This is a genomic window from Pontibacter sp. HJ8, assembly GCF_054824225.1.
Map to the genome: position 1 here is coordinate 1 of NZ_JSYF01000197.1, position 12,188 is coordinate 12,188.

Genomic DNA, 12,188 nt, shown 5'->3' on the forward strand with positions numbered 1-12,188 from the left:
GGCTTCCGAAGCATGACAGAGGCGAAAATGCCGGATCTGCATCGGGAACATTTTCAGGGCTTTGAGTTTACCGGTTGCTGGGTCCAGGTGGGGGAAATACATCAGGGTGAGATCATCCCGGTACTGTTCGTTGCCACTAATGCCTTCGTAGTCGTTAATAAAGTCTCCTGCCCCGTACAGGATCAGCTTGTCTTTGTATACCTCCAGCCCTCTGGGATGGTGGGAGGAATGCCCATGGATCAGATCCACGCCGGCACTATCGATCAGCCAGTGGGCAAAATTACGCTGACTGTCCGGGATGCTGTATCCCCAGTTGCTGCCCCAATGTATGGAAAGCACCACCACATCGCCCGGCTGTTTCAGTTCGCGTACCTGCTCCCGGATCATCGCGGCCGTTTCAGCGCGCATATCCGGCAACAAATTTACACCGGCTTGCCGGCTTGTTGCGGCCCAGCTGGCAGGTATGCCACTGGTTGTAGAGCCGTAAGCCAATACGATCACCCTGCCCTGCTTCACGTTCAGAATTGCCGGCCTGCGGGCTTCCCCGGTATCCTGCCCGGCACCTGCGTAGACAATCCCGGCTTTCTGAAGTGTCTGCAGCGTTTCGAGCAGGCCCGGTATGTTCCAGTCCAGGGTATGGTTGTTGGCAAGGGACACCACATCGATGCCCGCAGCGGCCAGCACAGGTATGTTGGCAGGATGCATCCGGTATTGAACCGCCTTGTCAGGCCAGGGTATAGCATGTGTGGTCACGCTGGTTTCGAGGTTGATGAGCTTCAGGTCAGGAGCGACCTGTTGCCATACAGCGAGCGCATCGCCCCAGATATAGGAGTAGGAAACCGGTCGGCGGATACGGCCGTTCTTGCGCTCTGCCAGCCGCACATAATCGCGGGCGTCCTGCACATAGGACTCATAAATCCGGGGATGGACGGACTGCGGCAGGACCTGGTCAATGCCTCTGCCGGGCATCACATCCCCGCACAAAAAGAGGGTGACGCCTGCAGCGGCGCCTGCCACCTCTGGTGAGGTCTCCGTGCGTGTTTTTTGCTCAGGAAGCAGCATCAGCATGAAAGCAGAAATCAGTATAACAAGTTTCCATAGCATTCCTGCTATCAGTATACTTGTCTTCTGCATTCCGGGTATACCTGTTAAACCAGATCTGGCAGCACCTGTGCTCCGGCTCCCAGGATGGTGCCGGCATCGGCCTGTAACCAATTCTGCAGCAGGGTAGCATAGACGTTTCGGAAATCGATGCAGTACCTCAGGTCTCCCTGCTCCAGGTGCTGCAGGTCGGCCGCTTCGTTGTAGATACCCGCCCGCTTCAGTCCTCCCCCGATCAGGAAAAGGTTATTGGCAGTGCCATGGTCTGTGCCGTTGCTGGCGTTCTGCTCGACCCGCCTGCCAAACTCAGAAAACACCATAATCAGGGTATGGTCGAACTCATTGTGCTGCTTCAGGTCCTGTACCAGGCTGTATATCCCTTCCGAAAATTCCCGCAGCAGCCTGCCTTGTTGCCCCGCCTGGCGCACATGGGTATCAAAACCGGAAAGAGAGGCATAATAAACGCGGGACTCCACTCCCGAAGCGATCAGTTCGGCAATCGTTTTCAGGTTATTGGCAAATTCCCCTTTCGGGTATACCTGACCGGAGCGGTATACCTTCACTTTCTCTTGCAGGTATGCCGCTGACTGTTGTGTCCCGATCAGGGTATTGTAGAGGTAGTCGATATGGGCGTGGGCATGCGTATGTTCACTGGCCGCCTTTTTCAGAAAGGCGTTATTGGATGCCTGGTAAAAGCGCTGAACATCCTGCACCGACAGTCCTGTGTGCCGATCACCCTTCAGGGCAAGGCTCAGAAGGTCATCGACCTCAATGGCGGCATGGGGGGCAACATCGCCAGGCAGGTTGTCCAGGTAGCGTCCGAGCCAGCCGGTAGTCAGGTATTCCTGGGATGCACTGCCCGAGTGCCAGATGTCCATGGAGCGAAAATGGGAACGATCCGGATCAGGATACCCCACGCTGTTGAGCACGGCCACATGGCCCTGATCATAGAGTAGGCGGAGCTTTTCCATAGCCGGGTTCAGCCCGAGCCCCTTGTCCAGCGTGAGTACCTTGCCGGCAGGTATAGCCAGGCTCGGGCGTGCTTTGTAATAGAGATCATTCCGGTAGGGCACTACCGTGTTCAGGCCGTCGTTACCACCGGTGAGTTGGATCACGATTAGCCGCTTTCCGTTGGACCCGGGTAGGAGCGGCACACCTTGCTTGTCCAGGCCGTGCAAGAAGTTGGGCACGAGCAGCATACCCGAAGCCAAAGCGGATACTTTTATAAAATCTCTTCTGGATGTAGTGGCCATGAGTGCGATGTAACGGATGAAAGAAAGCTTAGCATACCTGGTATTCGGGTAGGGAAAGCAGAAAACGAGTGATCAGGAATATTTTTTCCTGACGCGTAGCCGAAGCCGGAATACTTTGTACCAGCAGCTGCTCTTTGGCCGGATGAAGCGGCACCTGCAGCAGCAACAGGCTCAAGCCTTTCACCAGTTCGTCCTCTTTGACTTGTGAAATGCGCTGCTGCAGCCCTTCCAGATTAGCTTTGGCCCGCGCGATCCGCAACCCGTCTTTGCGGCGGGCAACTGGCCGGGTGGGTTCCGCATCATCATCGGGTTTGAGTTGGATTTCCAGCGCCGCATCCTGCAGCAATGCCGGGCCGATTTGCAACCGGAAGGCCAGCGTAGAGCTGTCGATCCAGTTGCGCCCGCCTGCCCAACCGCTCACATTGGGAGGCTGCAACAGCTCCTGCCCCAACGCCCGCTGCAATACCAGCGGACTGCGGGAGTCGGCATACGTGACGGCAAACTGCCGTTGCAAGCCAACCAATAGTTCGACCGGTGCCTTAATCTTTGCCCCTACAATGTCGGATCTGTAAAACCAGCCGGAGGTAAAGAGCTTTTCGAGTAAACCAGCTATGTTATACCCAGACTTATAGAAGTAGGTACTGAGTTTTCGGATACGCGCTTCGTCCGGTACATCACTCACAAAGAAGGCATAGAACTTTGCCGTCAGAAACTCGGCAGTGCGCGGATTCTCCACCACCAGCCTTAAGATGTCCTCTCCCTTAAAATTGCCCGTGTGCCCCATAAAGGTTTTTGGTCCGGCATCGTGCTGGCGCTTCCGGACAACAAACTCCCCTTCTGCATTGTATCCCCAACCCGTAAAAGCGCGGGCTGCCTCTTTGATATCCTGCTCCGTATAGTACCCTCGCCCCAGTGTAAAGAGCTCCAGCAGTTCCCGGGCAAAGTTCTCATTGGGGCTTTGTTTTCGGTTCTGCTGGTTGTTGAGGAACTGCAGCATGCCCGGATCCCGGGAGATTGCCAGCAGCAACTCCGGAAATTTCCCCAAAGCGTGCTGGCGCAGGGTATTGTTTTGTACCTGCATCAGACGTGGCTCCCGCAGGCGGCAGGCAAAATGCCCGTGCCAGAACAGCGTCATCTTTTCGCGCAACTGCTCCTGTGCAGTCGCCAGTTGATTGAGCCAGGTATAGTTCAGTCGTTCGATGGCCTTCCTCCGCTCCTGCTGCTGCTGTTTCCGTTTGTCTGCCTCTGCCATAGTGGTTGGGCCTTCCCCTGATTCCCGGTGCGGGTCAGGCAAAGGGTGAACAGCTTGGGCATCCCGCAGTAATTGCCGGACGGCCTGCCTGATGTTGCCGGGTTTCTTTTCAGGAAGGAATGTTGGCCCGAAACCAGCCCGCCAGTACAGGTGCTGCAGCTTAACGTCAAATGCCTTAATCTCCATAGAATTACAGATTTCTCTATAGAGCTAAAATAACCGGATTAGTTTAATAGGGAAACCAAAAATATAGTAAATTGGGTATACAAAATCGTTACATGCTAAAAAAAGCGGCATGCCTTTCCTCATCACCCTTAACGAACTATACCTATGAAATGGATTTTTAAAACGTCAGGCAGGTTTATCATAACAGGTATCCTGCTTCTCTTCGGATTACAGTCCGGCGCACAGTCGCTGCAGGTAGCTACCTATAACATCCGTTATGACAACAAGAGCGACACGGCCAATGCCTGGCACAAACGCCTGCCTGTTCTGACCGGGATGATCCAGTTTCAGGATTTCGATATTTTCGGAACGCAGGAGGCCCTGCATCACCAGGTGCAGGACCTGCTCGAGCACCTCCCCGGGTATGCGCACATAGGTGTGGGGAGAGACGATGGAAAAACGGGAGGTGAATTTTCAGGTGTTTTCTATAAAAAAGCCCGTTTCGACCTGCTCAAACAAGGCACCTTCTGGCTCTCAACTACGCCTGATAAACCCAGTAAAAGTTGGGATGCTGCCCTTCCGCGCATCTGCACCTGGGGCCAGTTCAGGGATAAGGTTTCGGGCCGCACGTTTTTCTTTTTCAATACCCATTTCGATCATCGCGGCCAGCAGGCCAGAGCGGAAAGCGTCAAGCTTATCCTGAAAAAGATAAAAGAAATAGCTCCCAAGGCGCCTGTCATACTGGCCGGTGATTTTAATTTTGATCAGGCCGATGAAAACTATACCACCCTTAACAAATCCGGCACTTTGCAGGACGCCTACCACAAGGCCAAGATCCGGTTCGCGCCGATGGGAACCTTCAATGATTTCAAAGTGACGGATACCACCCAGCGCCGCATCGACCATATTTTTCTTACTCCTGCGTTTCAGGTACAGCGCTACGGCATCCTGACCTTTGTGTATGGAGATGGCAAACTACCTTCCGACCACTTTCCGGTGGTAACGGAGTTGGAATTCAACTAGAACCTGCCTGTTCAGGATACACTGTTATGTTGCCCTGGGTATGGGTGGCTCGCATCCGCTTCAGGTCGGTGGCAGCAAGTATGCCGGTCGGGTCATAGGCCACAGCCTACTTCTTTTCTTAAAAAGGGAAAAGATTCAAAGAGTGCACATTCTCTGAATTTTATTGAAATCCTTTTGAATTCAGATGAGGTAGAACTAGTAATGGCTTGATCCTGCTATACCTGCATTAGAATGGAATATGAATGACGGTTACAATTGATCTGTATAGCGTATAGCGAGGAACAGATCAGCAAGGCTAACTAAAGCAGATTCTCTATGTTCGAAATTACCCGCGTATACAGTGACGAAAACGGCGACAGCCGATTTGAGAAAAAGGCTATCGGGCTTCAGGACGAAGGGACCATTGGCGAGCTTTCAGAAACGCTGCCGGTGAGTGGGGTCATCTTCCGGGAAGTAGAAGCATCGTATGATTATGATTTTCATAATGCGCCGCAACGGCAGTACCTAATTTTGCTGGATGGCGAAATTGAAATTGAAACCTCTCTGGGTGAGAAGAAACGGTTCAAAGGAGGCGATGTGCTCCTGTTGGAAGATGTGGAAGGCAAGGGACACCGCACCAAAAACATAACCGATCAACCGCGGCGTTCCGTCTTTGTCACCCTACCCTAGTATAATGGGCATCAGGAAACCTTTGCTGCTATTTCGTCTACCCTGATCCAGCGCATACCGGCAGCTTCAGCAGCCTGCACGCCGGGGGCTCCGTCTTCGAAAACCAGGCAGTACCCGGGCGCAACACCCAGCTTTTGGGCTGCCAGCAGGAAGGGGTCCGCATAGGGTTTTCCCTGAGGGGTGTCTTCGGCGCAAACCAATACCTCGACCAGGCTATCGATCTGCAGCACCTCGAGGGTTTTCTGAATCATCTTCCGGGAACCTCCCGAAACCACGCCTATCTTCACTTTCCCTGCATGCGCCTTCAGATGGTCCACCACAAACTGAACCGGTTTGGTATGCTCGATGAACTCTTCGTAGAAGAGTGTGGATTTCAAAGCCACAAATTCAGCAGGATCGAAATCACTGTTGTAGCGCCTGTTTATCTCCACTACGACCGCCGGAATGGGAAGCCCGGCAAACTCATCGATGAGGGCGGCGTCCAGGGCTATACCTTTACGGGCAGCAACCTGCACGTACGTGTCTTTGTGTGCCTGCATGTTGTCGGCCAGCGTGCCGTCGCAGTCGTAGAGGAAAGCATGGTAATCTCCCTGTGAGAGCGCCAGTAGCGCAGTAAGTGCGGGATGCGTGTGGTTATCGGAATGCATGCTGTATTAAATCTTCCTGAAAGAGGTTTTGTGAGCGGTAATCAGCTGATGGCAGCCACGAAGCGGTCGATGCCCCGGCTGAAAACACCTTTGCGGGCTACCAGCCAGTTGAAAAGCAGGATGCCGCAGCTGGCACAAACGATTCCTGCCAGCACATCCAACACATAATGGTGCGAGGTATAAACGGCCGCAAACCAGATGCCGACTGTGATGATCCCGAAAAGGATGTTGGCAGACAGGCCCAACCGGTTTTTCAGCGCATAATAAAATACAAGGAGCGGGTAAGCCGAGTGCAGGGAAGGCATGGCCGCAAACACATTCGACCCTTTGGCATAGAGGGAGTGAAACACGGTAATGCCAAAAAACTCGTCGAAGCGGACCAGGCCAGCGGTGTTACCGGGCGTCGTGGCTATAAACTCGAAGCCAAACAGCTGCACATACCACGGCGGTGCAGCCGGGTATAGGTAGTAGACCACAAAACCCAGCAAATTGACCAGCAGAAAAGTAAGAGAGAAGTAGATGAACTGCCTCCTGTTCCGGAAGAAAAGGAATCCGGCAAAAGCCAGCGGCACCGGAATCCAAGAGAGGTAAAACACCCCGCTCATCACATCCAGAAAGGCAGTACTGTTTTGCAGCCAAAACTCGTTCGGTGTCAGCAGTGTGCCACTACTCCGGATACCGAAAAGGGCCTTTTCCGTGTTGTAGAGGTCCTCGATGTGCACCGGATTAAACCAGTAGTTCGGGAAGGCTTTCATGTAATCGTAGAGCACCCAGAACACTATAAAAATAGAGAAGCCGGTGATAAACTTCCGGGTGATGGGCGTAACAAAATATAGCAGGTTGGCCAGCCCTACCAGCACCAGCTGATCAGTTTTGAAGCCGACCAGCAGGTATGAAAGCAACAGATATCCCAGTGAGAGCGCCGCAACAATGAACATATTTTTGCGCGACACACCTTTCCCCTCTCCTGCCACAGCAGTCGTAGTCCCCATGTTATTTTTTTAAAAAGTCTGATCCCAGGATCTTATCCCAGAGCGGTGAGCTGACGCCGTAGCCCCTGGTCGCATCCGTATAATGGTGCAGCATGTGGTGCTTTTTGAGCTTTTTCCAGAACTCGCTTTTGAAGTTAAAATGGTGCAGCGCATAATGCGAAATGTCGTAAAACAGATACCCCGTTAAGAAGGCCGCAAAAAAAGCATACAACGGACCGCCTGATAGCACCAGCGAGAAAAGCAGGTATAAGACAGTGGCCATGGGTATGCTGGCCGAAGGCGGCATCACGAGCCGTTTGGCATCGTTGGGATAATCGTGGTGTACGCCATGAAAAACAAAGTGCATCCGCTGCGCCCACTTAGCTTTGGGCACATAATGAAACACGAAACGATGCAGCACATACTCGGCCAGAGTCCAGGTGAAGAGCCCCAGGGCGGCAAAGCCCAGAAAAGACCAGCCACTCAGTTGCGCTTCGTAAAGGGCCAGCCAGCTCAAATACATGATCACCGGTACGTACAGGTATAGCGGAACCGTGTAATGCACTTTGGAAAGCACTTCCATCCATTCATACCTGAACATCCTGACAGATTCCTGTGAATTAGAGACAAACTGCTTTTTCATAAGAATATTACGGTTTAAAGCGTCCTGTTACAGCTTTGCCGGTTACGGCATCCCTCCCCTTCAATTCTACATACAAAACATTGGGCACCCAGAAAGTGCCTCCTTCAACCCGAACAAAAACACGGTCCAGAATGGCTTCTTTTTTGTTGATGGTGGTATAGACCTGGTAATTGCCGTCCTCTGCTTTCCGCAGGTTCAGCGCCAGTTTGGAGTAGCAGACGAACTTTAGCTCGTACTGGTCCTTGGCCAGTTTTTTGGTATTGAGGCCATAGGCAAACGTACGCTGCACGTAATTGAGCTCTTTGCGCTCGCCTCCGTCGGCATACCTGATCCAGAAGACGTGGATCGGATCCTTCTCATTCAGCTTTCCGTCCGCCGTCCTGTTGAGTTCATAGACCACCGTGTTGGCATTCGGATCCCGCTGCACGTAAAACTTCATGTGCTTCACCCCTTTTGGCACAGGCAGGGAGTCGGGGCTGGCCACCAAACCGGCAGTGCCGGCAACACTCAGGTGACCAAACAGCAACAGCACGAACGCTAAATAAAGTACTCTTTTCACTTGGGTAAAAGTCTCTGTTAATGTGTAACCATTTCTTTCTGCTGCATGGCCTTTTTGGCGTCCATCAGCCTGTTGTAGGCCGTTATATTGGTCATGACAGCCATCACGGTGAGCGGCAGGGTGAAGATGGACATGGTCTCAAATACATGGAAAGGTATACCTGGCACATAAACTTTATAGTCCGCCCCGATGAACGAATAGGTGATACCGCAGGCAATTGCCGATACCCCGATCAGTACGATCCTTTCCGGCCGCTGCATCAGGCCGCCTTTGCATTCCACGCCCAGTCCTTCCGCCCGCGCCCGGGTATAGCTCACCATCATTGAGCCGATCAGGGCGATGAAGGCAAAGAGCGAACTGAGCAGGTAATGGTGCGCGATCAGGTAATAGCAGATGCCCATGAACATGATCATCTCGCTGTAGCGGTCGAGGACCGAATCGTACATGGCGCCGAAGGTAGAGCCCATGTTGCCCAGCCGGGCCACCTGCCCGTCCAGCATATCGAACAGACCGGCAAAAAGCACCAGTGCCCCGGCCCATCCGATATATTCCAGCTCTCCCCGGTTACTGGTCTCACCGCCCACGATAAAAACAGCTGCTACTCCTATGTTCAGGATCAGGCCGGTGGTGGTGACGGCATTCGGGGTAAACCCGAGCTTTATCAAAAGTCTCACAACCGGATTTATAACCGTGTATATCCCCTGCTGCAATGCGTCGCGAAGTGCTTTCTTGCTCATACTATACCTGACAACTGTCTAGAAATCAAACTTAAATCTACCTCTTATACCTAATTCAGATACATTTGGATTATCAAGATACGTTAGGCGCTTCACTAAATCAATTCTGAAGAAGTTAAAGATGTTTCCTATACCTACACTTGCCTCCATATAGGGCTTATCCTCGAGGGTAAACGTAGCTTGGCGGCCATCGCTGAACGTAGGGTAGCGCAACAGGTCCGGGTTGTTCTCCGGCCTGTTTTCGCTGCGTACTTTGCCATACAGGGCCTTGAAGGTGATGAATTCCCGCAGCTTCGTTTTCTTGATCAAGGGGATCTTGTTAAAGATAAAGCCGTTGAAACTGTGGTCAATGTTGATGCTGGAATACTGATCGCTCACAAACTCCAGGAAGTTCATCAGATTATACGACTGCAACTGGTACGAATAGGTCTGGTTGGCCCGGTGGATCGTCAGCAGCGGGAAGGGCACCTGCCCGAAGGTATAGCCGCCTTCTGTCACCACATCCGAATAGCCGAGCTGCGACAGGTAGAAGCGCTTGTTCACATTCAGGGCCACCCGCTGGTACTCGAACTGGCCGCCGAAAGGGCCTTTCAGGCCGGCAGCTCCCCGCAGGGTGAACACCGGATACTTCGAGGCGATCGGCGTGCGGTAATCCTTGCCCTGCAAGAACTTTTCGTTCGGTGCCCAGCGTAATTCCAGCGATGCCTCCGATGTGGTCAGATGGTGCAGTTGCAGTGGCTCCGCATCTCCCGTCTGATCGCCAACCAGCGCATACTGCAGCGAGCCGGCCGGTGACTGGCGCCAGTTCCGGAAACCGAATTTGTAGGATAAGTGATTCTCAAATTCGCGCAGGTACTCTATGTTATAGGTTTCATTGTAGAGCAACTTGTCACTCTCACCCCGCTTGAAGGAAAGCAGAAAGTTATCTTCCTGCACAAACTGCAGCTCCTGCCCCGGAATCTTGGTGTCCTTCTGGTAGCTGACACGTATCGCCCGTACCGGAAACTCCCAGATAGACCGGTCCGTCAGGGAGTAGGTGCCGCCCAGATAATACTTCCACTTCTCATCCTTGAAACCATAAGCGGCGTAGGTCTCCACGCTGTACTTCTTGCTGAAGTTGGTCGTGGTCCGGCCACCAAAGCGCAGCCGGAAGCCTTCTACCGGGTTGAAGCTATAAAAGGTGTTCAGCGGTCCGATCTCAATGTTGGGGCCCATCCGTTTGTAACCGGCAATAAGCGCTGTGGCCCAGTCCATGGTGCGCTGGAAGGACTTCATATTTACCAGACTGTCGAGGTTGGTATACGTGTTGGCCTCGACCGCCGAAAGCGAATCGTGCCGGACAGCTGACCAGTAACTTTCATCCTGGGCAACAGCATCTGTTTGTTTGACTACCGCCTCCCCTTCATAGACCGAGGCAGGCTGCGCTTCATTGATCCGGAAATCTCTAAAAGATACCACCCGCTCGCCATAGAAGCCCATGTCGCTGTTTTGGGTGATGCCAAAATCGGTTCTTAGCTGGCTTTTGCTCAGGTGATAGCGGCCGTCGTTGTTGCGCTCAAAGTCCAGGTCGATCTTCAGGTCGCGCACCCAGTTGATGTTCACGCTTTTGTCCACCCACATAGCCACGCGCTGCACGGCATACGTGCCATCCAGTGTTACGAAGAGCTTTCCGGTGAACATAAAAGCCGAAGGGTTGCGGGGCTCAAAATGCAGTTCGGCCAGTTGTTGCCCGGTTTCGGTGGTTACGGTATCCTTGAGGTAAAACCGGTAAAACGTAGGCGCCATGTCGGCGATCGGGCTCAGGAACTGGTTGGTGACGATGGTAATGTTGTTTTCGTAGATATCGATGTCCCGGTACATGTGCTGCATATAGGCCGTCATACCTTTGTTATCGATAAACTCCCCGAAATCCACCTTTTTCTCCGCCTTCACGATCTGCTTTCTTTTGGCCGGGTCTTTCTGGTAGAAGTGCTGGGTTACCTCCTCCTGCATAAAGAAGGGAAGTATGGCCTTGCCTTCCACCACCGTGGTATCCAGGTTGCTGGTGATAAAGTCATACCTGCGCAGGAAGATGTTTCGCTTGAGCTTCTCCGGGGTGTTTACCAACGAGAGCTGCATCTTCTCATACTGTTCGTACTGCACAAAATCGTAGCTCTCGGGCTTGTTTTTGGGCTTGTTGGCCACGATCTCCCGGATCAGGTCAACAGCCGGGTTGTTCTTGTTGCTATACTTTACCTTGCGCTTTTTGCCTACCACGACCACCTCGCTCAACTGTTTGGCGTCGGTTTCGAGTTTAACATGCAGGGTCTGCTCCTGCCCGGGCGTTACGGGTACGGTTATAGTTCTGTAACCCAGGTAAGAAACTTGTATTTTATCTGTAGTCTGATTTGTCTTGATTGAAAAATTACCTTCGTAATCCGTGCTGGTGCCTGCACTGGTTCCGGGTATAAAAACCGAAACTCCGATCAGCGCCTCTTTTGTGATGGCATCCCTAACAGTGCCTTTTATGGTTGTAACAGCACTTTGTGCCCTTACGGTGTTTGTATTTACTCCTAAGAAAAAAACCAACAGGAAAGAAAACAACCAGGTTATATATTGCTTATATATATTCTTATTTGAATACATATTTTTTTTGTATTATAAAGTTATAAAAAAAGCCGACAAGTAAAGAAACCAATACTTTGGAGAAGATGTAATTCAGCCCTGCATAATGCGTGACCACAAACACACCGGATGCATTGAGCATCAGGCTGCCGTTCCAGACCATGAAGTATTTGATTATTTGCGGTGGAATGCTTCGTTCCGAAGCATTGAATACCCAGCCCCTGCTGATCGAGAAATGCGTCACACCTCCTGAAATTGTACCTGTCACGGTGCCTGCCATATACCAGAGGCCGAACAGTTCCACAGCAAGGATAGTCACCAGAAAATCGACGCCGGAAGCTACCAGGGAAGCAGCCTGCGCCTTCACGAAGGTGAACATTTAGAGTATCTTGAAGTATAGAAGTAGTTGTAAAATTATATTTGCGTAAACGCCCGCCACTACGTCGTCCAGCATTACGCCCCACCCCCCTCGTACTTTCTCCAATCTTCTGATAAAGAGTGGCTTGCTGATGTCAAAAAATCGAAACAGAACAAGGCCTGCCAGCAAAGTGCTCCCGGTGACAG

Annotated in this window: 13 protein-coding genes; 2 read left to right on the top strand and 11 right to left on the bottom strand. The window is 52.2% G+C overall.

The annotated features are described in order from the left end of the window. The 3 genes from OB13_RS09690 to OB13_RS09700 form a co-directional block, all read right to left on the bottom strand. A partial coding sequence (locus OB13_RS09690) for a CapA family protein (protein WP_461489964.1) occupies window positions 1–1,104 on the bottom strand: 1,104 nt, incomplete at its 3' end. A 44-nt stretch (window positions 1,105–1,148) separates the two neighbouring features. Next, window positions 1,149–2,354: a DUF1501 domain-containing protein gene (locus OB13_RS09695; RefSeq protein WP_461489965.1), complete on the bottom strand. Its 1,206-nt coding sequence runs from the start codon at window positions 2,352–2,354 to the stop codon at window positions 1,149–1,151. Between the two features lie 28 nt (window positions 2,355–2,382). Continuing rightward, the gene (locus tag OB13_RS09700) at window positions 2,383–3,792 is read right to left on the bottom strand and encodes a DUF1800 domain-containing protein (RefSeq protein ID WP_461489966.1); all 1,410 of its coding nucleotides are present in this window, start codon (window positions 3,790–3,792) and stop codon (window positions 2,383–2,385) included. A gap of 144 nt (window positions 3,793–3,936) precedes the next feature. Here OB13_RS09700 and OB13_RS09705 point away from each other — a divergent pair, with 144 nt between their 5' ends. Both OB13_RS09705 and OB13_RS09710 read left to right on the top strand, forming a co-directional pair. Beyond that, window positions 3,937–4,794 (top strand): endonuclease/exonuclease/phosphatase family protein, encoded by an 858-nt coding sequence (locus tag OB13_RS09705; protein ID WP_461489967.1) that lies wholly within the window; start codon window positions 3,937–3,939, stop codon window positions 4,792–4,794. Between the two features lie 315 nt (window positions 4,795–5,109). Next, on the top strand, window positions 5,110–5,463 hold the full coding sequence (locus OB13_RS09710; protein WP_461489968.1) for a cupin domain-containing protein: 354 nt from the start codon (window positions 5,110–5,112) through the stop codon (window positions 5,461–5,463). 11 nt (window positions 5,464–5,474) lie between these two features. Here the strand turns inward: OB13_RS09710 and OB13_RS09715 are convergent, their stop codons facing one another. The 8 genes from OB13_RS09715 to OB13_RS09750 all read right to left on the bottom strand — a co-directional run. After that, window positions 5,475–6,110, bottom strand: coding sequence for an HAD family hydrolase (locus OB13_RS09715; RefSeq protein WP_461489969.1), 636 nt, complete (start codon window positions 6,108–6,110; stop codon window positions 5,475–5,477). A gap of 41 nt (window positions 6,111–6,151) precedes the next feature. Beyond that, window positions 6,152–7,102 (bottom strand): phosphatase PAP2 family protein, encoded by a 951-nt coding sequence (locus tag OB13_RS09720; RefSeq protein ID WP_461489970.1) that lies wholly within the window; start codon window positions 7,100–7,102, stop codon window positions 6,152–6,154. Between the two features lies 1 nt (window position 7,103). After that, window positions 7,104–7,724 carry a sterol desaturase family protein gene (locus tag OB13_RS09725; RefSeq protein WP_461489971.1) on the bottom strand — a complete coding sequence of 207 codons (621 nt, stop codon included), beginning with the start codon at window positions 7,722–7,724 and terminating at the stop codon, window positions 7,104–7,106. 7 nt (window positions 7,725–7,731) lie between these two features. Further along, a complete protein-coding gene (locus tag OB13_RS09730; protein ID WP_461489972.1) occupies window positions 7,732–8,283 on the bottom strand; it encodes a DUF4833 domain-containing protein in 552 nt (183 codons plus the stop codon). Between the two features lie 17 nt (window positions 8,284–8,300). Then, a complete protein-coding gene (locus OB13_RS09735) occupies window positions 8,301–9,020 on the bottom strand; it encodes a CDP-alcohol phosphatidyltransferase family protein (RefSeq protein WP_461489973.1) in 720 nt (239 codons plus the stop codon). 18 nt (window positions 9,021–9,038) lie between these two features. Next, a complete protein-coding gene (locus OB13_RS09740) occupies window positions 9,039–11,588 on the bottom strand; it encodes a DUF5686 and carboxypeptidase-like regulatory domain-containing protein (RefSeq protein WP_461489974.1) in 2,550 nt (849 codons plus the stop codon). Window positions 11,589–11,631: 43 nt separating this feature from the next. Further along, entirely contained in the window at window positions 11,632–12,003 is a 372-nt protein-coding gene (locus OB13_RS09745) for a GtrA family protein (RefSeq protein ID WP_461489975.1), read from the bottom strand. Next, on the bottom strand, window positions 12,004–12,188 hold a 185-nt coding region (locus OB13_RS09750; protein WP_461489976.1), incomplete at its 5' end, for a phosphatidylglycerophosphatase A. It lies immediately after the preceding gene.